The following is a 25,001-nucleotide window of genomic DNA, read 5'->3' on the forward strand; positions in this document are numbered from 1 at the left end:
TCAATGAGCCGATGCGCGAGACGGTTCGCCCGTGCATTGAGCTGCGCATAGTCTTAGGGTCTGCGCTTCATATACCAGCGCAGTAGCATCCGGTGTGCGCTCCACTTGCGCTTCAAACAACTGATGAATGCACGGGTACGCTGGGTAAGGAGCTGCTGTCGCGTTCCATGTTTGAAGCAGCAACTGACGCTCATCCGCCCCTAGCATTTGAAGCGTCGCCACCGGTTGCTGTGGGCAGGCCGCCATCGCCTGCAACATCGTCGTCAAATACCCCACGTGCCGCTCGATCGTCGCAGGGTCAAACAGCGCGCTCGCATAGTGCAACGACCCGATGATTTCCTCACCTGCTTCATACAGGTGCATTTCCAGGTCGAACCTGGCTATGTCGTACTCGAGCTCGCCAGAGGTGACGTCCAGCCCAGGTAAGCGCCACTGCCCTGTCTCATTACTCTGCCACGCGAACAGCACTTGAAACAGCGGCGTGTGATTGAGCCGGCGCGGCGGCTGCACAATCTCAACGACCTGCTCGAACGGCAAATCTTGATGCGCCTGCGCATCCAATGTCGTTCGCCGCACGCGCTCGAGCAGTTGCATCGTCGTCGGCTCGCCCTCCAAATCCACGCGCAACGCCAGCGTATTAACAAAAAAGCCAATCAACGGCTCGATTGCAGCATGCCCTCGGTTCGCAGTGGGCGTGCCAATAACCAGATCATCCTGGCCCGACAAGCGCGCGAGCACCGCACTCCACGCCGCGAGCACTGTCATAAATAGCGTCGTGCCGTGTTCAGCGCTTAGCTGCTTCAGCACACGCGTGGTTTGTGCATCGATCTGCACCGGCACGTGTGCACCGGCAAACGATTGCTGCGCCGGACGCGGTCGGTCGGTTGGCAACTCCAGCAGCACGGGGGCATCGGCCAGTGTCGCGCGCCAGTAGTCACTCTGATCTTCCAGTCGCTCGCCCGACAGCCACTGGCGTTGCCAGGCCGCGTAATCCGGATACTGAATCGCCAGCGCGGGTAGGGGCTCGGCTGGCGCCCCAACGCGCGTTGCATACAGCGCGCTGAGCTCGCGCACCAGCACGCCAATCGACCAACCGTCCGACACGATATGGTGCTTTGTGAGCAGCAGTACGTGTTCGTCGTCGGTTAATTGGATACCACACGAGCGGATCAACGGCCCGTGCACCAGATCGAACGGTGCACGCGCTTCGCTGTGACTTAGACGTGCCAGCTGCACGTCAGCATCGGGTACCCCGCGCAGATCGTGCCAGTGCAATGGCACGCCCGTGTCGGCCGGTAATAGCCGCACCTGCGGCTGACCCTCGACGCTCACAAACGTCGAGCGCAGCGCTTCATGGCGAGCAAACAGTGCATCCAATGCCTGTTGCCATGCGGCCCGATCGAAAGGCCCACGCGCACGCAATACAAGCGGGATGTGATAAGTCCCATTGATACCATCAAGCTGTGCGAGAAACCACAACCGTTGCTGCGCGAACGACAGCGGCAAGTCGCCTTCGCGCGAGACCGGCGTAATCTCAGGCAGCGCACTGGTTTGCTGGTTCAGTTGCGCACTCACCGCCGCCGCAAACGCAGCCAGCGTCGGCGATGCGAACAGGGTTGCGAGCGGCACGTCAGTCCCCAGCGCCCTGACTCGGTTCATCAAGCGCACTGCCAGCAGTGAGTGGCCGCCAAGCGCAAAGAAGCTATCGTGCCGGCCCACACGCTCGATACCGAGCAACTCCGCCCAGATCGTCGCAAGCGTCGTCTCCAGCTCGCCTTGCGGCGCTTCATACGCGTGATGCGCAAGCGCACCAGCGTCTGGCTCGGGTAGCGCACGCCGATCGAGCTTACCATTGGGCGTGAGCGGCAGCGCATCCAGACGCACAAACGCAGCCGGCACCATATACTCGGGCAAGTGAGTGGCCACATGCGTGCGCAGCGTGCTGGCCAGCTGCTCATCGGCCTCAGCCACCACATAGGCAACAAGCCGCTTATCCACGCTCTCACCCCGCACGAGCACCACCGCATCGCGCACCTGCTCATGTTGCATCAGGCACGCCTCGATCTCACCGGGCTCGATGCGAAAGCCGCGAATCTTCACTTGCTCATCGTTACGCCCAACAAACTCCAGGTTGCCATCGGGCAAATAACGCGCCAAATCACCCGTCTTGTACATTCGCGCATCGGGGGCATCCGAGAACGGATCGCGCACAAAGCGCTCAGCCGTGAGTTCTGGGCGATTCGAATAGCCTCGTGCGACCCCCGCGCCACCGATGTATAACTCGCCAACCGCACCGAGCGGCACCGGCTGACCATGCGCGTCCAGTAGATAAATCTTCAGGTCGGGGATCCGTACGCCAATGGGGTTGCCCGCTTGCTCACTGTCCTGTTGTCGAAGTGCCCGATAAGTCACATGCACGGTGGTTTCGGTAATCCCATACATGTTGACCAATTGCGGACGGCGTTCATCGCGCGTGGCATACCATGCCTGCAAGATGGCAGGCTCCAGCGCTTCCCCACCAAAGATCACATAGCGTAATTGATCCGATAAGGCGCTTTGTGCTTGGCTAGCGATAAAGGCCTTAAATGCACTGGGTGTTTGGTTCAATACGGTGACGCCCTGCTCACAGACCAATTGATGAAACGCTTGGGCAGAGCGGGCAATATGATGAGGCACAATCACTAGCTTGCCGCCGTAACGTAACGCGCCCCACAGCTCCCACACGGAAAAATCAAACGCAAACGAGTGAAACAGGCACCAGGTATCGTGCTCGTTGAAGCCATACCAGGAGTGGGTCGCGTCAAACAGCCGCACCACTTGCGCATGCTCAACCATCACGCCCTTCGGGGTACCGGTCGAGCCGGACGTATAAATCACATACGCGAGGTCGTGCGCCTTCAGACCTGACACTGACGGATTGGTATCCGCTGCCTCCGGCAGTCTATTGGGATCAACCACCGTGCACGAGCTACGTACAGCATCACCGAGCGCAGCGCAACCAGCCGCATCAGCTAATACAATCGTGGGTGCAGTATCAGCGAGAATATGCGTGAGGCGCTCGGACGAATACGCGGGGTCGAGCGGCACATATGCACCACCGGCCTTCAGAATCGCCAATAGCCCCACGACCATCGCCGGCGAGCGCTCGACACAGAGCACCACTCGGGTATCTGGCTTGACGCCCAATTCAATGAGCCGATGCGCGAGGCGGTTGGCCCGGGCATTCAACTGCGCATAGCTCAGTGTCTGCTCTTCATACACCAGCACAGTGGCATCAGGGCTGCGCTGCACTTGCGCCTCAAACAACTGATGAATGCACTGGTGGGCTGGGTAGAAAGCTGTCGTCGTGTTCCACGTCTGAAGCAGCAATTGACGCTCATCCGCTCCTAGCATTTGAAGCGTCGCCACCGGTTGCTGTGGGCAAGCCGCCATCGCCTGCAACATCGTCTTCAGATACCCCACATGCCGCTCGATCGTCGCGGGGTCAAACAACGCGCTCGCATAGTGCAACGACCCGGTGATTCCCTCACCTGCTTCATACAGGTGCATTTCCAGGTCGAACCGAACCATGTCGTACTCAAGCTCACCAGGCTTGACATCCAGCTCGGGTAAGCTCCATTGCCCTATCTCGTTGCTCTGCCACGCAAACATCACCTGAGACAGCGGGGTATGATTCAATCGACGCGGCGGCTGCACGATCTCGACCACTTGCTCAAACGGCAGATCTTGATGCGCCTGCGCGTCCAGCGTCGTACACCGCACGCGCTTAAGCAGTTCGCTCGTATTGGGCTCGCCAGATAAGTCGACACGCAACGCCAGCGTATTGACAAAGAAGCCAATCAACGGCTCGATCGCAGCATGCCCCCGATTTGCACTGGGCGTACCAATGACCAAATCATCCTGGCCCGACAGGCGCGCGAGCACCGCGCTCCAAGCCGCAAGCACCGTCATAAACAGCGTCGTGCCATGCTCAGCGCTTAAGCGCTTGAGCGCTTGCGTGGTCGATGCATCGATCTGCACCGGCACGTGTGCACCAGCAAACGACTGTTGCGCCGGGCGCGGCCGGTCCGTCGGTAGTTCCAGCAGTACCGGCGCATCGGCCAGCGTCGTACGCCAGTAGTCGCTCTGCGTTTGAAGCCGCTCACCCGACAACCATTGACGCTGCCAAGCCGCGTAATCCGGATACTGGATCGCCAGCGACGGCAGTGGGACGGCCTGCTCCCCAACGCTTGCCGCGTACAATGCACTGAGTTCTCTTATCAGCACGTCAAGCGACCAGCCGTCCGACACAATATGATGCTGTGTGAGCACGCACTGATAGTTGTCATCGGCGAGCTGAATGACGCATGCACGCATCAGCGGGCCGCGCGCCAGATCAAACGGCGCGTGCACTTCATCGGCAGTCAAACGCGACAGCTGCGCGTCGGCATCAGGCACCCCACGCAAATCATGCCAGTGCAGCGGCACGCCTGTGCCGGCCGGCAACAACTGCACCTGCGGCTGACCCTCGACGCTCACAAACGTCGAGCGCAGCGCCTCGTGGCGCGCGAACAGTGCACCCAGCGCTTGTTGCCATGCGTCCCGATTTAGCGACCCATGCACATGCAGGACAAGCGGTATATGATAGTTAGCGCTGACTTCATCAAGTTGTGCGAGGAACCATAGCCGCTGCTGGGCGAACGACAGCGGCAAGCCGCCTTCGCGTGAGACCGGCGTGATCTCAGGCAGCGCACTGGTTTGCTGGTTCAGTTGCGCACTCACCACCGCTGCGAACGCGGCCAGCGTCGGCGATGCAAAGAGGGCCGCAAGCGGCACGTCGGCACCCAGCGCGCCTACTCGGTTCATCAAGCGCACCGCCAGTAGCGAATGGCCCCCGAGTGCAAAAAAGCTGTCGTGCCGACCCACACGCTCCACCTCGAGCAATTCGGCCCAGATTTGAGCCAGCGTGGTCTCCAATTCGCCTCGCGGCGCTTCATAGACATGATGCGCGAGTGCACCAGCATCTGGCTCAGGTAACGCACGTCGATCCAGCTTGCCATTGGGCGTCAAGGGCAACGCATCCAACCGCACAAATGCAGCCGGCACCATATACTCGGGCAAACGAGCAGCCACATGCGTGCGCAGCTCGCTGACCAGCGCCTCATTCGGCTCGGCCACCACATACGCGACAAGCCGCTTATTAATGCTCTCACCCCGCACAAGCACCACCGCATCGCGCACCTGCTCATGTTGCACCAGGCACGCCTCGATCTCACCGGGCTCGATGCGAAAGCCGCGAATCTTCACTTGCTCATCGTTGCGCCCGACAAACTCCAAGTTGCCATCGGGCAAGTAACGCGCTAAATCGCCCGTCTTATACATTCGCGCATCCGGTTCATTTGAGAACGGATCACGCACAAAGCACTCTGCAGTCAGCTCCGGGCGGTTCAGATAGCCATGCGCAACCCCCGCGCCACCGATGTGCAGCTCGCCGACCGCACCGAGCGGCACCGGCTGACCGTGCGCATCGAGCAGGTAAATCCGTGTGTTCGCAATCGGCCGCCCAATCGGGATATTGACGTTGCCCTTGGGCACCGCAGTGATCCTGTACGTCGTCGCGAACGTGGTGCTCTCGGTCGGACCATAACCGTTGATCAATTGCTGAGGCGGCGTCTCTCGCAGTACTTGCCCCACCACGCTTGCATCTAGTGCATCACCTCCGACAATCAAGGCCTTGAGTTGGGGAAAAACTGGGCCCAATTCCACGGCCATTTGATTGAACAAACCCACGGTCAACCACAAAACACTGATGCGCTGTTCGCGCAGGGTTTGCGCAAACAGCGCTGGAGTCAGCACCGTGTCATGATCCATCACGACAGCCGCCGCACCATTTAATAACGGCGCCCAGACTTCAAAGGTGCTCGCGTCAAAGGCCGGATTAGCCGCAAACGCGACGCGATCATCAGCCTCCACATCAACATAGCCATTGTTGATCACTAGCCGCGCGATCGCTCGATGCGGCACCAGCACGCCCTTGGACATGCCGGTGGAGCCAGACGTGTACATCACATAAGCAGTATCAAGGCTGCAGCAGGCCGGTTGCGGACAAGTCGTTGGCGTGTGTTCCGCGTCCTCTTTGTCTGGCGAGCCCAAACGCAATAGCGCTGTAGACGCAGAAGCCGCAACTTCAGTGTGCGCGTCGGTGAGCAACAACTGGGCGGCGCAATCGCTCATGATCCAGCTTTGCCGTTCTGTGGGAGCGCGCGGATCAATCGGTACATACGCTGCCCCTGCCTTAAGAATGGCCAACTGCGCCACCACCAAATCAATTGAGCGCTCGAGCAGCGTGGCAACATAGTTGCCAGGTTGGATGCCCAAATCGATAAGCCGATGCGCCAGCCGATTGGCCCGTGCATTGAGCTGCGCATAGCTCAGTGTCTGCTCTTCATACACCAGTGCGATGGCATCCGGGCTACGCTCCACCTGCGCCTCGAACAACTGATGAATGCACTCGTGCGCCGGATAGGAGGTCATCGTCGCGTTCCATGTCTGAAGCAGCAGGGTACGCTCTTCACGAGGCAACACTTCTAATTGCCAAACCGGCAAATTTGGTGCATATTCGAGCGCTTCGGCTAGGCTTTCCAGTGCCTGCTGCATATAACCGCACACACGGTTCGCGTCAAACGGCCGCACCACTTGAACGCTGAGTCTTAGCGCTTGGTCAGCATCATCCACCGACAGCGTGAGTGGGTAGTTGGTACGTCCTTCTACATTTAACAAACTTGCACTATCTACCGGTTGGCCCTCAACCGGCCGCGCCGCATTGTGCCGATAATTAAACAGTGCGCTAAAGAGTGGCATGCCCGCCGGCACGCCGCTGCAACGCTGCGCGAGTGCGAGCGACGCATGTTCATGTTCGAGCAACGCAGCCAAGCGCGCTTGCATATCCCGCACGCTATGCTCAACGCTACTGTCTAGCTCCACTCGCAACGGCAGTGTGTTGATAAACGGCCCCATCGCACTGCCCGCGCCATCGCCCCCTTGCATTCGCCCGAACAACACCGTGCCAAACACTACCCGCTGCTGGCCGCTCGCACGCGCGAGCACCTGCGCCCACGCCAGATGAAATAAGCTGGCCACGCTCACGCCCTGGCGTCTGGCCTGCGCACGCAACTGTTTGTTCAATGCCTGTGGCAACCTTCGCTGCGCTTCGGTGACTTCCGCGCCGTCACGATGCACGCCGGTGAGCCCAAACGGCAGTGTCGGTTCGTCCACGTCAGCGAGCATGTCAGTGAAGAAACGCTCATGGGCTTCTTGGCTCACGCCCAGGCGTGCCTGCGCGACCAAGTTACGGAAGGGTTGAGCCGGTGGCAATGTGTCGCCACGGCCTTCAAGGAACGCCTGCACCTCAGTGTGCATGACCTCCAGTGTCGCGTGATCGTCGATTAGATGGTGCACCAATTCCAATAGCAGCCAGCGGCCATCGCTGTCTTGCGCGAGCACAAAATGCATCAACGGAGCTTGAGTTAAATCGATGCGGTGACGACGAGGATTGAAGCGATGGGTCAGTTGCTCGATAACGGGTCCCTGGGCCGGATCCAAGACAAGTTCAGTAATCGACAGCGGTGCATGGCGCCAGACAACCTGAGCAGGTACAGACAGGCCCTCCCATACAAAGGCAGTACGCAAAATATCGTGACGATCAACGACTTGCCGGACTGCATTGAGGTAGCGATCGAGTTCCTCCCGATTTTCAAATGATTTCTGAACCATCCGCAGATACGGGTCGCCGTCAGTGGCCAGCAAGTGGTGAAACAAAATCCCGTCTTGCAGTGGCGAAAGCGCATAAATATCTTGGATGTTTGCCGCCCCACCCGGCACCCGTTCAACAATTTGATCGATGTCCGCTTGAGCCAAGTCGATGAGCGGCAGCATCTGCGGCGTGATTGTCGTGTTATCGGGTGTGATTACGTTGGGTGGCACCGTCACTTCACGGTGCTGGCCAAGCGATTCGGCAAGTGCGCTCAGCGTGGGCGAGTCGAACAACGTGCGTACCGAGACTGTCAACCCAAACCGACGCAAGCGTTCGATCATCCGTATTGCAAGCAGCGAATGACCACCCAGTGCAAAGAAGCTATCTTGGCGCCCCGCCCGCTCGACCCCGAGCAGCTCGGCCCAAATCGCCGCAAGCGTGGTTTCCAACTCCCCTTGCGGCGCTTCATATAGTTGACCTAACAGTGCACTGTCTGGGGCCGGCAGCGCACGTCGATCAAGCTTACCGTTCGGCGTGAGCGGCAATGTATCCAAACGCATGAAAACGGCCGGCACCATGTATTCGGGTAGTCGTGTTGCTACATACTGACGAATATCCGCGAATTGATCTAAGCTTGTCGGGTTATTTGCATAAGCATGAGGGGTTTGCCCACTACTGGAGGAAGGCGGCAAGTAGAGATCCGTCGGGACGGCGCAAGCCATGTCGCGTGCCTGCACCAGCACAATATCTATACATGCCGGAGCAGTATGTTCCGACCACGTAACACCGACCCAATAACCCAACGACTCACCCAATGCGTAGAAATCTTCAACAGTGGGCGCAGTAGTCTGTGCATGACCCGTTTTGAGCCGATGCTGGATCAGTTCAAGATCACAATCAGCGTTATTCAACGCCTGCGTGGCTTCAAGTTCGCACGCTACGCGCATATTGGGCACACCGACAATTCGCAAACAGGCGGGACGTTCAGTGGCTAAATGCGTTTTCACCGCCTCAAGCGTAGTGGCCTCTGCCCAATGCAGTTGCGGCGCGTGCGCCAGCGGTAGCGTGTTGACCGACCCTTTACGCAGCACCACATCGTAGCGATAACGGCTCAATTCATTATGGTAATCGCCATGCTTGAGCTGAATATCAATCGCCGCGATTTCATCAATGGCGCGGTGCAGCGTACTGAAGAAGGCCGGTGCCAGGCGCAATTCCTTTCTGGCCAATTGGCTTTGCTTGATCCGTCGGCGCAAACTGGCATAGTCATCCGTGCTGGGATCCGCTTGGTATAATTGGACGGCACTAGTGAAGCACTCGAACAAGCGCAAGTCTGGCACATCCCCGACGAAAAGAGCGCCTCCCGGCGCAAGTAGCGCCATCGCCTGACGTAACACATCAAGCAAATAATCAGCGTTCGGGAAATGTAAGACAACGGAATTAATGACGATAGTGTCAAAATAGCCTTGCGGCAAGCCCTCAGTAATATGTGCGGCTTGCGTGCGCAACTCAACGCGTGCCGCTAATTCAGCGTGCTGCGCCACTTGAAGCTTGAGCGCTTCAATAACGGGGGCGGAAATATCCGTACCCCAATACGCTTCACAATGGGGCGCTAAGTGCGCGAGCAGCAGTCCCGTGCCTACGCCAATCTCCAACACCCGCCGCGGTTGCAACTCACGAATACGTGCGACCGCGTCCGCGCGCCACGCTTGCATGTCCGACAACGGAATCGGCTGACCATCGTAGCTGCTCTTCCAGATATTAAAGTTTTCACCAAATGCATAGTCCGCGTCGTCTTTATAGTACGTATCGTAGACCTTCTGCCATGCTTCGACTTGCTCCGCCTCCGTCGCAAAATCTCGCTCGACAGGCCCTTGGTCAAGCACGATATAGCCAACCAGTTGTTGGCTCCCGCCCTGATCCTCTCGAGCAATCACCGCAGCCTGCGCGACGGCTGGGTGGTGCTGAAGCACCGCCTCAATCTCACCCAACTCCACTCGAAAGCCCCGAACCTTAACCTGCTGGTCCGCCCGGCCGATAAAATCCAGCGCGCCATCCGAGCGCCAGTACGCCAGATCGCCCGTTCGGTACAGCCGCGTACCGCTCGCATCGAACGGGTTAGCGATGAAACGCTCGGCGCTCAACTCCGGTCGGTTGAAGTAACCCCTGGCCACGCCCTCACCGGCTATATACAATTCCCCCACTACGCCAACCGGCACCGGACGCAAGCACGCGTCTAACACGTAGGCCCTGGCGTTATCCAGTGGCGTGCCTATCGGAATAGACGCTTGCGCTTGATACGGCCCCTCGAGCAGATGGCCCGTAGCAATGGTTGTCTCAGTAGGCCCATACCCATTGATCAAGCGCAGTGCGGGACAGTGCTCGAGCACGCGCTGCGCCGCCACGGACGAGACAATATCCCCACCCACCGTCAGCTGACGCACACTGCGCAGATAGCTCAAGTCACCTTCGGCCATGACCTGAAACAGCCCTGCGGTCAACCACAGCGCGCTCACCTGATGCGCTCGGATGGTCTCTTGCAGCACTCGCACATCCAACTCGCCCGGCGGCACAATGACTGCTTGGCCACCACAGAGCAGCGGCGTCCACAGCTCATACATGGAGACATCAAAGGCGTGCGACGAATGCAGTAGTACACGATCTCGCACTTCGGACAAACGCCGGTCCAGGGCCATATAGCGTACTGTGCGATGCACAATGGCCACGCCTTTGGGTTGGCCGGTCGAACCCGACGTGTACATCAGATACGCCAGTTGCTCGGGCGAGCAAACCACAGCGGGGTTATCACTTGGCTCATCATCGAGTGACGCATCGGCATCGACGGCAATGACGTGGGTACTTAGCACAGCGCAGCGCGCTTGCAAGGCGTGATCAGTCAGTACAATGGGCGCGCGCGTCTCACTCAATAACGTGTGCAGCCGAGTATCAGGCCATTGCTCGTTCAGTGGCATATAGACGCCGCCGGCTTTGATGACGGCCAACGCTGCGACCACGCGCTCGGACGAGCGCTGCATCAACACTGCCACGGGCGTCTCCGCTACCACCCCCAGCCGGATCAGCCGATGAGCCAAACGGTTTGCCTGAGCATTCAGCTCCGCGTAACTGAGCGTCTGATCTACGCACACCAGTGCAGTGGCATCAGGGGTACGCTCGACCTGTTTTTCAAACAACTCGGGCAGCGTCGCGTCAGGCACCGGTTGCGCGGTGGTGTTCCATTCGACAAGCAAGCGCTGCTGCTGCGCTGCATTGAGCCAGTCAACGCCGCTGATAGGCCGAATAGGCTCGGCGTTGAGCGCTCTAATGAACGTTAGGAAACCATATTGAGGTGTGGTGAGTTCACTTGCCGTGTCGAATGCGCGGTTCGCATCCAAAGCAATCCGCAGCATAGGGCTATCGGGCTGAGCATGGGCCACGACAAGGAGACTTTCGATCGATCCAGTGGCTAAAAAATGGCTCGTTGACGAAGACGCACCAAATAACAGATGGTTATCCACCACTCCGACGTCCAATAGGGAACTCAACAACCGCTGAGTGGGCGTCAATCCCAATACGTGGCGTAACGCATCAATCGGATAGCGCTGATGCCGCAGTCCCTGATGAATTTTTTTTGCTACTTGGTCCTTCAGCGCCGAGAGGCTTGTGCTTGGCCGAACAGTCAGCCGTACCGGCAGTATGTTGGATACCCTACCGGGGACGCATCGGCCCATACTCGGGCAAACCGTCGCCGGGACGCCGAGTACCACATCCTGCACCCCGGTTAGCCGATGCAGATAGGCCGCCATGGCGGCAGTAACAAGTTGGACTAAATCAATTGCAGAAGACTCAAATGTATCAATCCCCTGGCTATCGGACTGGACAAAATCAGCAGTATGGCATAAATGGAGATGAGAGGCGCTCGCAAGCTGGCCTGCATATACCACCGGTTCAGGCCAATTAGCGCAACGCTTGAGCCAATACGTTTCATCGCGCGCCCATTGTGCCGAATTGCGATATTGGGCATTCTTCTTTAACAACTGAGATACGGACCTGAAAGTGCATGGAGCGGGCTTGGCACCCTCACACATCGCGCTGTACACCTGCGCGACGCGTTGCGCGATAAGGTGCATACCCACGCCATCCATCATGATAGAGTGATAGCGCTGGTACCACAGCACCTGATCCGAAGCGGTTTTCAGCAATGCATAATGGAACAGCGGTCCTTGTAAAATATCCAATGGCTGTTCATAATCGGCGCGCATCCATGCTTGAGCGGCGGCTTGCGAGTCCGCTTCCGCACTGAGGTCAACCCGCGATAGCGACCACGCTAGCGAACCAACATACTGTTGAATGCCTTCATCGGTCTCAACGAAATACAACCGCAGGCTATCCGCTTCATGGATCACCTGCCGCAACGCCGCTTCGAACAAGGCTGGATCAACGACGCCTTCAATGACCGTGTACTGACCAATGATATAGGCAGGGCTGTCTGGATAGAGCTGCTGAGCAAGCCAGATTTCCGTTTGGGCAGTGGATAACGGATACGTAAGTGGCGTGACGCTAATAGACATCATTGAGCTCCAATCCAGACGAGAAGCAACCGTTTACATAGCTGAATCAGTCAACCAATCATCTTTGACTTTGTGCAACCTTTAGCAGTACAAATTTCACAATAACTATTACGTCTGCTTCTGCTTGTACCAATCGACAATCTTTCAAGGGATAACTTTATAGGTCTTCTTAGCAGATACCATGCCCACCATGAAAAATCGGAAGCAATCACTGGCCAATATGGCAACCCATGTGCATGCCAAACCAACCCCAACGGCACAAGCCCATACAGCGCTGCTAATGTTCATACCCAACGGGCCACAGTGGCTCACCGCTCTGCTTAGGCATACTGATGTTAAGCGTGGCAGCAAACCGCGCTGACTGCATTAAACATACATTACCCGTCTGTTGAGTGACCAGCCATACCTGCTGTTTTGCTGTCCATCAACTTGCATGGAATCCGCAAAACCGCTTCCCCGCTTAGGGAGTCAACTGGACTCGATAAAGCGTTGCCCCCAATGGGACGATACAACATTGCAGATTAACAACTGAAACGTGAACAATTCAACTATATCCATGCCCATGTGGGCTATTGCCCGCAATTAAGGCGCCATCGCGCCGCCGCTTACAAAGCAGGCTCAAGGCAAGAAGGATAGGGGGAAGTGTGCATACCGCATAAGACAACTTGGGCTGGTGCTATATTAGGATACTTCGTCATTACGTTTACTCCAGACATCGCCTGTATGAAACGGCAGTCGCGCCTGCCGACGAATCATCCCATTTTTTGGATAAACTGCACCACGCGCAAGGATGAGGTTTCGTGCCCACATGAACAGTTACTGTGATGCAAAAACACTATAGATCGTAATTTCAAGCAGCCAAAGCTTTTTTCCTTCCTCAAAACCGACAAAATCAGAACAGAAAAGCATTCAAACAGCATGTCGCCGGTAACTGAGCTGTCGCAGCTGACAAGAAATACGAAGATATTTATGTTATTCAAATTTATAAAATTACACCTGCGCCAATTAGCTAACAACAATTAACCATAAAATTAACCCAATGCGATATTTTAAGAAACAATCAAGAAACCGCCGTGCTTACTGTTCCAGCCACAATGCCCTGACGCAACTGCATGACGCGAAAGGCTCTATCACGGTTACCGTTTCCCGGCGCGTCGATCATGAGCTGCGCGGTTCGGTGGTACTTTCGCTTCAGCCTGGGGCTGCGTGACATCGAGAACTGCTGCTTGAGCGCGTTGTGACGGTGACGTACAAATCGTTACGCCACTGGTGCGACCGACTCGGCTGGCCGTTTCCCTTCATCCAACGCGCGCAAAGACAGAGAAAATGCGTGCAGAAAATTGGTTTGAAATGTCCATTTCTGTCCTCGCAACAAAGGGCCACCGTGGGAGTGTGCCCCGCGCGCGCGATGGTAAAGTAAGCGGCCCCCATAATCCACGTCCGCTATGAAACGCTCCTCAACGATGACGCCGCACGATGCGCTCTTCAAGCAGTTCCTCACGCATCCGGAAACCGCACGGGACTTTTTAAGCCTGCATTTGCCCACGCAGTGGTTGGCGCAGTGCGACCTGGACACGTTGCGTCTGGAGTCGGGCAGCTTTGTGGAAGAAGATCTACGTGCCTACTATTCGGACGTGCTGTGGTCGCTGCAGACCCGGCAGGGCGATGGGTACGTGTATGCGCTAATCGAGCATCAAAGTCGGCCGGAGCGTCATATGGCGTTTCGGCTAATGCGTTACGCGATAGCCGCCATGCAACGCTATTTAGAGGCCGGTCATGACCAGTTACCGCTGGTCATTCCGATGCTGTTTTATCACGGGCAGGTCAGTCCGTATCCGTACTCGATGCGGTGGCTGGATAGCTTCGAGGTGCCTGAGTTGGCGTCGCAGCTGTATGCGGGAGGCTTTCCATTGGTGGATGTCACCGTAATTCCGGATGATGAAATCATCACGCATCGACGCATGGCGATGCTGGAATTGCTGCAAAAGCATATCCGGCAACGCGATTTGGCGACCCTGGTAGAGCAACTGGCAAGCCTGTTGCTCGCGGGGTACACTACGCACGAGCAATTGGTGTCGCTGATGCATTATATGCTGCAGTGGGGCGACACGACGGATCCGGAGCGATTTATCCGAGAATTGGCGCTCCGTTCCCCGCAACACGAGGAGGTTTTGATGACGATTGCACAGAAGCTCGAGCAAAAAGGCCTGGAGCGTGGCCGGATGCTGGGGCGTGAAGAAGGGCAAAAGGAAGCTGCGCTGAAGATCGCGCGCACGTTGCTAGCAAACGGCTTGGAGCGCGAGACGGTAAGGCGTATGACGGGCTTGTCCGAAGCCGAGATGAAGCAGATCTGCCACTAATCATCAGGGCAATTCAGGGTTTAGGCCCATACTTCACGTGCTGACAACGCCAAGCGCGTGCTGCGCTTGAGTGCTGCGGCGTGGCCAATGGTCACTGGCCAGCTGCACCGCTATCGGGCAGCAAAGGCCGAGATAGCAGCGCTTGTCAAGGTAAAGCCCGTGTTTGTGAAAGCAGCATCCCGGATGACACCAAACCGAGTATCACCACCCGCCCACACGGGCACGTGAATGATGCATGCGTGGGGGTCGCAATCCGCCGCGCATCCCAGCGTTTCTGTCGTGTTTCGGCCCGATCCGGCCACCCTTTCCCGCCATCGCCAGCTACCTTGCGCCACCATACGGAATGAAGGTGCGCTTCTTCGCCTAGCAATGCTGGAAGGGGCTGAAACGTGGATTCGTCGGCATATTGGCGTGAGTTTCCTGCAAATTTCGACGAGGGTTGAATGGATCCGAAGACGCCGGTGCCAGAGGGGGATTTATTCCGCCAACCGCTGCGCGAGCAGATCGACTTGAAGCATCCGTTGGTGCAATTGGCCGAACTGATCGACTGGGACCGATTGAGCACGGCGATGGGCGCGAACTTCGTATCGCAGCGGGACCGGCCGGCAACGTCGCCGCGTTTGATCGCGGGGCTGCTGTACTTGCAGCACGCCTTCGGGCTGTCGGATAAGGACGCGGTCTGGCAGTGGCTGGAGAACCCGTACTGGCAAGTGTCCACCGGCCAGACGTATTTGCAGAACCGGCTGCCGTTCGACCCATCGAGCCTAACGCGCTGGCGCAAGCGACTGGACGAAGCCGGCGTTGAAGAACTGTTGGTCGAGACGATCGAAGCAGCAAAGCGGGCCCACGTCATCAAGACCTCGAGTCTGAAGCGGGTGATCGTCGATACGACGGTGATGGAAAAGGCGATCGCCCATCCCAGCGATTCGCGCCTGCTCGAACGCTGCCGGGCACAGAAACAATCAAGGAGTCGCCGCGCTTACTGACTCAGCCATAATGGGATTGGCCTCGTACTTCCAGACACGGTCTTACACTAAGGTTGATGAATCGGCCCTGCGTCGGAACTCGCGCGGCAAGCGATACGGCATGGTCGATAGCTTCAATCCGATTGACGACGCGAATGCCCGTGGCGCGACAGCCATGCGAAACGAGATAACCTGGCGCGCTCGCCAGCGAAGGGCGTCGCACCGCCGCGCCGGCGCCGTGTCGGCGTCCACGCGCCGAGCCAACCGTTCGTCGCGTCCAACTCACCGGCACGCGGCTTGCTGCACGCGTCGACAGGGATGCCGACCCGCGTCATATCCCGCGTTCAAAGGAGCAACGTTGCACACCCGCTCAACCCATGGGCTGCTGGAAGTCGGCCGCAACTGCGACTCACTGTGCCACGCCGATCGCTTCAGCGTGCTGATCGACGCCGCCGTGTATTTCTCGGCGTTGCGCGAAGCCATCCGCGGCGCGCAGCATACCGTTTTCATCGTCGGCTGGGATATCAACAGTCGAATGAAGCTGGTACCGCAGGGCGCAGCAGACGGCTTCCCGGAGCCGCTTGGCGCTTTCCTGCAAGCCGTGGCCAGCGCCAACCGGCGGCTGCGGATTTACGTGTTGGCATGGGATTTCGCCATGATCTACGCGTTCGAACGAGAATGGGTGCCCGTCTATTCAACCGGCTGGCGTTCGCATCGACGGATCCTATTCCGAATGGATAATACACATCCACGCGGCGCTTCGCACCACCAAAAGTTCGTAGTTGTCGATGACCGGCTCGCGTTCGTCGGGGGGCTGGACCTGACCCGCGCGCGCTGGGACACACCGGCTCACGCTGCAAACGATCCTTGGCGCCGCAACCCCGACGGCTCGCCGTACAACCCGTTCCACGATGTCCACACGGTCTTCGATGGCGAAGCCGCGCGCGCGATCGGCCAATTGGCACGAGGCCGCTGGCGCCGCGCGTGCGGCAAGGCGCTGGCGATCCGCGCCGACCGCAACCTGGGCGGCACCGACCCATGGCCGTCGAGCGTGCCGGTGGACGTGCACAACGTCGTGCTCGGCATTGCATTGACCGCGCCACCTTACCGCAACGAGCGTGGCGTGCAGCACATCCGTGCGCTCACCGTCGACATCATCGAGGCCACGCAGCACAATCTCTACATCGAGAACCAGTACTTGACCGCCGCTGTCGTGCGCGATGCGCTGAGCCGACGGCTCGGGGACCCACACGCGCCCGACGTCGCGGCGGTCGTGCCGCGCAACCACAGCGGCTGGCTGCAGGAAGCGACGATGGGCGCGCTGCGTGCGCGGCTACACCGCGCGCTCACACGGGCCGATCGCCACGGACACTACCGGCTCTGGTGCCCGCACATCGACGGGCTGCGCACGGGGTGCCTGAACGTACACAGCAAGCTGATGATCAGCGACAACGAGCGGCTTTGCGTCGGCAGCGCGAACCTGAACAACCGCTCAATGGTGCTCGACACAGAATGTAACGTCGTATTGGACGCCAATGGCAGCGACCGCGTGCGTGCGGTGATCGCGTCGATTCGAAACCGGCTACTGGCCGAACACCTGGATGTCTCGCCCGAAGCGGTGGCTGCCGCACTGCAGCATCATGGTCGCTTGAACAGTGCGATCGACGCATTGCGGCACCACGCACGCACGCTCATGCCACTGGATCCCACCATCGCGCCCGAACTCGAAGCGTTGGTGCCGGTCAGCGCGTGGGCGGACCCAGAAGTTCCAGTAGAGGCGGACGCGCTGGTCCGGCAGTTCCTCGACGATGATCAGGGCGCGCGCTCGGCGGCCCGGCTCCTTCTCCTCGGGGCCCTCGCACTCGCATTAGCCACGCTGGCCGCGCTGTGGCGCTTCACCCCCGCCGGTCAGGTATTGAGCGTGGCCAATGTCGTGCATTGGGGCGAACGATTGGCCGCATTGCCGCTAGCGCCAGCGATCGTGCTGCTGGGCTACGTCGTCGCTTCACTGGCGGCCGTGCCCATCACACTGCTCATCGCCGCCACTGGACTGGTTTTTGGTACATGGCCGGGCGCGGTATACGCGCTGGTTGGCTCGATGCTGGCTGCGGCGGCCACCTACTACGTCGGCGTCGGGCTGGGTCGCGACGCGGTGCGCCGGCTCGCCGGCTCCCGCGCGAATCGCCTGAGCGAGCGCCTCGGCAAGCGTGGTTTGCTAACCATCTTGGTGCTACGACTGGTGCCAGTCGCGCCGTTCTCAATCGTCAACCTGGTGGCCGGTGCGTCCCATATCGGGATATGCGACTTCCTGCTCGGCACGCTGCTTGGCATGGCCCCGGGGGCGGTGCTGACCGTGACGTTCGCACACCAACTGATCGCATCGATCCGGCGTCCCGACGCAGGCTCACTCGCGCTGCTCATAGGCATCGGCGCCGCGCTGGTGGCGCTGTCAATTCTATTGCACAAGTTGCTGAAAAAACATTGACCACTATGGCCTACTCAGAACTGCGTATTGCGACCTACAACATCCATGGCGCTGGTGGTCGATGGCGGCAACGCTCAACGCAACGCATCGCTGGCGTTGTTGCCGAACTGGATGCCGACATCATCGCCCTTCAAGAGGTCCCGCTGAACGGCGCCTCCAACGCGCCCGGCGTGCTGGACGATTTGCAGCATGCCACCGGCATGGAGGCGGTTGCCGGGCCAACGCTGCAGACCGAGCGTGGAGACTACGGCAATGCGGTGCTGTCACGGCTGCCGATTCGCGCGGCACGCACGCTGGACTTGTCGTTCACGCGGCGTGAACCGCGCGGCGCGCTCGATGCGGACATCGAATATGCGGACGGCGTACTGCGCGTAGTGGCAACGCACCTGGGGCTGTCGGCGATCGAGCGCAGCGCACAGGTGCGCACGCTGCTTGCCGCATTCGACAGCAGCGCACTGCCGGTGATCCTGCTGGGCGACATCAACGAATGGTTCGTGCACGGCCGTGCATTGCGCGCGCTGGTCGGGCATTTTCGTCGGGCGCCGGCGCCACGCACGTTTCCGGCACGCTGGCCAATCCTCTCGCTGGATCGCATCTGGGTCCATCCCGGGGAATGGCTGATCGATGTCCAAGTGCATCGTAGTGCGCTTGCGCGCGTCGCGTCTGATCATCTGCCGTTGATTGCGCGCATCCGCGCAACCGGCAACGGCACTCGCCCTCTCGAGGTGGCCGGCGTCGCTGCCCCAATGGGCCTACAAGACAGCGCGACACGCACCGGTGAGGATCCGACGGGGGACATTCGTTCGCTGCCGCGATAGCATAGGCATGAGCTCGCTAGAGCGCACGGCGCGCCAGCATGGAGCGAATATGCCCTATAGCGGCCGCGGGATTCAAGCCCTTCGGACAGACATCCGCACAGTTCATGATCGTCCGGCAGCGGAACAGTCGATACGGATCCTCTAAATTGTCTAGGCGCTCGCCAGTGGCCTCGTCGCGCGAGTCCACGATGAACCGGTACGCCTGCAAGAGGCCAGCCGGGCCAACGAATTTGTCCGGATTCCACCAGTACGACGGGCAAGCGCTCGAGCAGCACGCACAAAGGATGCATTCATACAATCCGTCGAGTTGATCACGCTCCTGCGGCGTCTGCAACCGCTCGCGCTCCGGCGGCGGCGTCTCGTTGATCAGATATGGCTTAACCGAGTGGTACTGGTTGAAAAAGCTGGTCATGTCCACGATTAGGTCACGCACCACTGGCAGACCGGGCAATGGCCTGAGTTGAATGTGCACCGGTAGCGATTGCATGTTCGTCAGGCAGGCCAATCCGTTCACGCCATTGATGTTCATCGCATCCGAGCCACAGATCCCCTCGCGGCACGAGCGACGGTAGGCGAGCGTCTCATCGAGCGCCTTGAGCCGTCCCAGCACGTCGAGCAGCATCCGGTCCTCGGGCTGCGGCTCGATCTCGTAGCGTTGCATGCGGGGGCGCTCGTCCCGGTCGGGATCGTAACGGAAAACATCGATGATGCGTCGCTGGGTCATGGCAACACGCTCCGGAAAGTCGAGCAGCGGGAAAACAATGGTGCGCAACAACCATTCCCATGCCGGCGCGGCGCTGCCGACCCATAACGGCCGGTTCATCCGACCTTAAATACGCGCAACTCAACGGTAAGATCGTCGGCGCGCTGCTGTACCCGACAAGAATGGAGTTTGCGGTGTGCGGGGACGACCCGAAGCTGCGGAGGCAATCAACGCCGTGCTCGACGCGATGCTCGATGACGACGGGTATCGCGGCCTCAGCCAGAAGTGGGGGCTTGGCGCGGATGTGCGCTAACGCTGCCGGGTGGCCCGAACGCGATACAGCCGGCATAGCCGGCAACATCGTCGATCCAGTGCAGTTGCAGCGCCGTGATATCCCCCCATGCACCTCTCGCCGGTGCATCAACGCGCTGCACGCCTTGGGCAAATGGATCCACCGACACCTGCTGCAAGCCATACCCAATACCGACGCCTAGCGCCTTGAGCACGGCCTCCTTGGCCGTCCAGCAGCGGAAAAACCCGTGAGCGCCGTGCACGTGGCCGCTCATGCGCAGCGCACGCTGCTCGGCGTCCGTGCATACCGTGCCGAGCAATGCCTGCCAGTCGAGCACACGCTCGATGCACTCGATGTCCACACCCACGCAGCGCCTGTCCGATAGCGCAATGAACGCATGCTGGCCTGCATGCGTGACGTTGAACGACAACGTGTCGCCGTAGCCGTCAAGTTCCGGCCGCCCGAACGGTCCCGACGAAAAGCGCAGCGACAGCGGCACGCCACCGGTATGCCTAGCGAGCAACGTTCGCAGTACGGCACGCGTCGCAGCAAAGCGCAGCCGATCCTCGTCACGTCGATAGCGCAATGCCTGCTGCTGTTCATCGTCGGATAACCACGCCTGTAGCCGGTTCCACGCAGTGGGAGCGAGCGGGACCCGCACGTGCCACAGCATCACGTCATCGGGCCAGCGTCCGCCGGGGCGCAGCAGGGTTGTCATCGTAATGTGTGTCGCGTCCTCGGTCATCGCTTGTGTGCGGGAGAGAAAGTCACGGCCCGTCGCAGCGCTGCGACGGGCACTTTTCGCTTATGCCCCAATTGTAAGCGATGCAGCCGGCCCGGCCGCGAATCGAAGCCGGTCTGGTGAAACGCTCGCGACGATATCTTGTACGGATTCCGAATCGGCCATGCTCCGCTGCCCGTTTGGTGGCCTGCATCTGGTCGATGCGTGGACGCATTCAGCAAACGTTTCCAGCCAAAGTCTTCGCTATTCGTAGTCGTCAGTCTGCGAGGCGCCACCGCTTGGTCAAGCCAGCCGGCAGCGGCATCTAGCGCACTACGTCAATGTAGAACGCAATCGTAAGTGCTACACTGAACCCTGAACCGAATTCGGTGCGGTGAACCTACCCAGCGTTTCCGTGTGGGCGGCGTTGGGTGTCGCGATGCGTCGGATGCTGGCGTGAGCCCGCGCGTTCCTCGGCGCGCGGAGGCGGACTGCGTCGTCTACGCCGCCCTGAAGCTGATCTACACTGTGTTGGCAAGCAGCGCCCTGCCGGCGCGTGCGCCGTTGGGCTTGTCAATCGCGCGGCTGATGAAGTCGCCCGCCGCGACCACTGCGTTTAGATCGACACCTGTCTCGATCCCAAGTCCGTGGAGCAGGTACAACACGTCTTCCGTGGCCACGTTGCCCGTCGCGCCTTTCGCGTAGGGGCAGCCGCCGAGGCCCGCGACCGATGAATGAAAAATGGTGATACCGGCCTGCAGCCCCGCATAGATGTTCGCCAGTGCTTGTCCATAGGTATCGTGGAAGTGCCCGGCGATACATTCGAGCGGAAAGACAGATGACACGGCTTCGGCCACCTCCAGCACACGGTTCGCGGTACCTACGCCGATGGTGTCAGCAATGTCGATCTCATCGCATCCGAGATCGCGCATCCGGGTCACCACATCGACCACGGCATCGACCGCGACGTCCCCTTGGTACGGGCAGCCAAGCGAGCACGAGATGCTGCCGCGCAACCGCAGTCCGGCCTCTTTGGCGGCCTTCGCGACAGGGGCGAAACGCGCGAGAGATTCAGCAATCGAGCAATTGATATTGCGTTGCGAAAACGCTTCGCTTGCCGCACCAAAAATCACCACCTCGTCCACGCGCGCGGCCAGCGCCGCTTCGAGACCTTGCATGTTGGGGGTCAACGCCGAATACAACGTGCCTGCCCGCCGCTGGATGCGGGCCATCACGTCGGCGCCGTCGGCCATTTGGGGCACCCATTTCGGTGACACGAATGACGCCGCCTCGATGTTTGCGAAGCCGGCCGCGCTCAGCCGGTCGAGCAATTCCACCTTAACGTCGGTCGGCACCTGCACTTTTTCCGCTTGCAGGCCATCGCGGGGCCCCACCTCGACGATCTTCACCCAGCCGGGCAACCCGGGCACGTTGCTGCGGGGCTTGGCCACCGGGTCGCTCCTGTCCTCCGTCATGAAGTCACCTCCAGCGTCAATAGCTGTGCGCCGTCGTCCACCTGGTCACCGACCGCGTACAAGATCTGCTCGACCTTGCCGGCCGCCGGCGCCTCGATCGTGTGTTCCATCTTCATCGCCTCCATCATGATCAGTGGCGTGCCTTTGTTGACCAGTGCACCGGGTTCGACCAACACCGCGATCACCTTGCCAGGCATCGGCGCGGTCAGCCGCCCTTCGCCGTGCTCGGCGTGCGCCGCATGGGCCAGTAAATTTTGCCATTCGAACGCAAACGCGTCGCCGCGCAAGAAAACATGGAAGGTATCGCGGTCGATGAATACGCGTCCGGTGATGCGCCGCACGCCGAGGACCATATTCAATTCATGCGCGCCGTCGCCGCCCCACCACGCGAACGGCAATGCTTTGCCGTTCAGCTCTAGCACCGCGCCATTCGCATCGCACTGGAAGCGCACCGCGAGCCTTGCATCGCCTGCGCGCTCGAGATCGCGCCATTCGATGACCTGCGTATAGGGGCCATTCAAGCGCCAATGCGACAGTACGCTCCAAGGCGACGTATCCCGCTCACGCGCCAGCAACGCGGCAGTGGCCAGCGCGAGTGCTTCGCCCACCGGCTTTTCGCGGCGCGCAAACAAGGCCGCATGATGGCGCTCGATCAAGCCCGTGTCGAGCTTGGCATGCGTGAACGGCTCGCTGGTCGAGATCCGATGCAGGAATTCGATATTCGTATGCGGACCGACGATCTCGATCTCGCGCAGCGCGCGTGACAACCGCGCCAACGCGTCGCCACGGTCCACGCCGTGCACGATCAGCTTGGCGATCATCGGATCATAGTACGGCGTGATCATATCGCCCTGCCGCACCCCGCTGTCGATGCGCACCGGTGCACGCGATGCCGGGCCGCCCTGTGCACCGACACTGAACTCGACGGCATCTGGCATCCGCAGGTGCAGCAGGGTACCGGTCGACGGCAAGAAGCCGCGCGCCGGGTTCTCCGCGTAGATCCGCGCCTCGATCGCATGGCCACTCACGTGCAGCGCATGTTGTTGCAACGGCAGCTTTTCACCGGCGGCGACACGCAGTTGCCACTCGACCAGGTCCAGTCCCGTTACCCTCTCGGTGACGGGATGCTCGACCTGCAGCCGCGTGTTCATCTCGATGAAATAGAACTCGCCGCCCGGCGCCATGATGAACTCGACGGTACCGGCACCGACATAATCGACCGCGCGGGCCGCGGCAACCGCCGCCGCCCCCATGGCGCGGCGTGTGTCGTCCGACAAGCCGGGCGCCGGCGCCTCTTCGAGCACCTTCTGGTGACGCCGCTGCACCGAGCAGTCGCGATCAAACAAGTACACGGCGTTGTGATGCTTATCCGCGAAGACCTGCACTTCGACATGGCGCGAGTGCACCAGGTACTTTTCGACCAGCACGCGATCGTCGCCGAAACTGCTTGCCGCCTCACGTTGACACGAGGCCAGCGCGGCGGCAAATTCCTCGCGCCGCTCGACAACCCGCATTCCCTTGCCGCCACCGCCCGCGCTGGCCTTGAGCAATACCGGATAGCCGATTGCATCCGCTTCACGCTGCAATCGTGCCGGGTCCTGATCTTCGCCGTGATAGCCCGGCACCAGTGGCACAGCAGCGGCCTGCATCAGCGCCTTGGCAGCCGCCTTCGAGCCCATCGCGGCGATCGCGCTGACCGGCGGCCCAATAAATTCGATGCCGGCCGCCGCGCAAGCTTGCGCAAATGCTTCGTTTTCCGACAGAAAGCCATAGCCTGGGTGGACCGCCTGCGCGCCGGTGCGTTGAGCGGCATCGATGATCCGCTCGATGCGCAAATAGCTTTCGGCCGTTGGCGCTGCGCCGATATGGACTGCCTCGTCACAAGCACTGACGTGCTTGGCCTTCGCATCGGCATCCGAATAGACCGCCACGCTGTGGATACCCAGGCGACGGCACGTCGCAGCCACACGGCAGGCAATTTCGCCGCGGTTGGCGATCAGTATCTTCTTGAACATGGGCTCCTATCCCGTTGAACCGCGCCGGCGGCACGCCACAATGCCCACAGCCAAGCCAACGCGCGACCCGCTTCACATGCGCCACCTCGGCGCGCGCTTCTCGAGAAACGACGCCACCCCTTCACGGCCCTCCGCCGAGGCCCGCACCCGTGCGATCCGCTCGGCGGTCTCGTCCATCCATTCGTCGGTCAATGGCCTGCCGGCGATGTCCTGCACCAGTCGCTTGGATTCGGCGACCGCAGCGGGGCCGTTGGCCACAAGCGCATCGGCCAGCCGGCGCACCGTCTCGTCCAGCGCGACTTGCGGCACCAGTTCGCTGACCAGCCCGAGCCGCAACGCGGTCGTGCCATCGAACGGCTCGGCGGTCGTGAAATAGCGCCGGGCCGCACGCTCGCCGATCACGCGAATTACATAGGGCGCAATCGTCGCTGGGATCAGGCCGAGCCGCGCCTCGGACAGGCAGAAACGTGCATTTTCCTGCGCGACCACGATGTCCGAGGCCGATATCAATCCCATCCCGCCGGCGTAGACATCGCCGTTGACGCGTGCCACCACGGGCTTAGGACAGCGGTAAATCGTTGCTAGCATTCGCGCGAGCATGCACGCGTCAGCACGGTTCTCGTCGTCCGAGTAGCCTGCCATCTTGCGCATCCAGTTCAGGTCGGCGCCCGCACAGAACGCCACCCCATTGGCAGCAAGCACGATCGCACGGATTTCGCCGCGTTGGCCCAGCATGCCGAACACCGACGTCAACTCGGCGATCATCGTCTCGTTGAATGCATTGCGCACCTGCGGCCGGTTCAATGTCACGGTCGCCAGCGTATCCTCGCAACCGAGCGTCAAGGTGTCGTATTGCATCGCTTCGCC

General features: G+C 60.1%; 9 protein-coding genes and 2 pseudogenes. 5 read left to right on the top strand and 6 right to left on the bottom strand.

Annotation, left to right across the window (positions count from 1 at the left end; translation table 11 throughout):
- A complete protein-coding gene (locus RBRH_RS21175; protein WP_013428903.1) occupies window positions 1-12,303 on the bottom strand; it encodes an amino acid adenylation domain-containing protein in 12,303 nt (4,100 codons plus the stop codon).
- 1,125 nt (window positions 12,304-13,428) lie between these two features.
- Between RBRH_RS21175 and RBRH_RS21600 the strand changes: the two are divergent.
- The 5 genes and pseudogenes from RBRH_RS21600 to RBRH_RS14655 form a co-directional block, all read left to right on the top strand.
- A pseudogene (locus RBRH_RS21600) lies at window positions 13,429-13,624 on the top strand (IS6 family transposase); the annotation flags it as partial.
- Window positions 13,625-13,745: 121 nt separating this feature from the next.
- Window positions 13,746-14,660, top strand: a complete 915-nt coding sequence (locus RBRH_RS14635; protein WP_013428905.1) for an Rpn family recombination-promoting nuclease/putative transposase — start codon at window positions 13,746-13,748, stop codon at window positions 14,658-14,660.
- Window positions 14,661-15,103: 443 nt separating this feature from the next.
- A pseudogene (locus tag RBRH_RS14640) lies at window positions 15,104-15,610 on the top strand (IS5/IS1182 family transposase); the annotation flags it as partial.
- Window positions 15,611-15,983: 373 nt separating this feature from the next.
- The gene (locus RBRH_RS14650) at window positions 15,984-18,110 is read left to right on the top strand and encodes a VTT domain-containing protein (RefSeq protein ID WP_013428910.1); all 2,127 of its coding nucleotides are present in this window, start codon (window positions 15,984-15,986) and stop codon (window positions 18,108-18,110) included.
- A 5-nt stretch (window positions 18,111-18,115) separates the two neighbouring features.
- Window positions 18,116-18,928 carry an endonuclease/exonuclease/phosphatase family protein gene (locus RBRH_RS14655; protein WP_083813553.1) on the top strand — a complete coding sequence of 271 codons (813 nt, stop codon included), beginning with the start codon at window positions 18,116-18,118 and terminating at the stop codon, window positions 18,926-18,928.
- A 16-nt stretch (window positions 18,929-18,944) separates the two neighbouring features.
- Here RBRH_RS14655 and RBRH_RS14660 read toward each other — a convergent pair whose 3' ends face one another.
- From RBRH_RS14660 to RBRH_RS14680, 5 genes are all read right to left on the bottom strand, one after another.
- Window positions 18,945-19,652, bottom strand: coding sequence for a succinate dehydrogenase/fumarate reductase iron-sulfur subunit (locus RBRH_RS14660; RefSeq protein ID WP_041755057.1), 708 nt, complete (start codon window positions 19,650-19,652; stop codon window positions 18,945-18,947).
- A gap of 254 nt (window positions 19,653-19,906) precedes the next feature.
- Window positions 19,907-20,641 (bottom strand): 4'-phosphopantetheinyl transferase family protein, encoded by a 735-nt coding sequence (locus tag RBRH_RS14665; RefSeq protein ID WP_157864573.1) that lies wholly within the window; start codon window positions 20,639-20,641, stop codon window positions 19,907-19,909.
- A 524-nt stretch (window positions 20,642-21,165) separates the two neighbouring features.
- On the bottom strand, window positions 21,166-22,119 hold the full coding sequence (locus tag RBRH_RS14670) for a hydroxymethylglutaryl-CoA lyase (protein WP_013428915.1): 954 nt from the start codon (window positions 22,117-22,119) through the stop codon (window positions 21,166-21,168).
- Entirely contained in the window at window positions 22,116-24,134 is a 2,019-nt protein-coding gene (locus tag RBRH_RS14675) for an acetyl/propionyl/methylcrotonyl-CoA carboxylase subunit alpha (protein WP_013428916.1), read from the bottom strand. Before RBRH_RS14675 ends, RBRH_RS14670 begins: the two co-directional genes overlap by 4 nt.
- Before the next feature lie 72 nt (window positions 24,135-24,206).
- Window positions 24,207-24,992 (bottom strand): enoyl-CoA hydratase/isomerase family protein, encoded by a 786-nt coding sequence (locus tag RBRH_RS14680; RefSeq protein ID WP_041755060.1) that lies wholly within the window; start codon window positions 24,990-24,992, stop codon window positions 24,207-24,209.
- Window positions 24,993-25,001: the final 9 nt, after the last annotated feature.

This window comes from Mycetohabitans rhizoxinica HKI 454 (assembly GCF_000198775.1).
Classification (GTDB): domain Bacteria; phylum Pseudomonadota; class Gammaproteobacteria; order Burkholderiales; family Burkholderiaceae; genus Mycetohabitans; species Mycetohabitans rhizoxinica.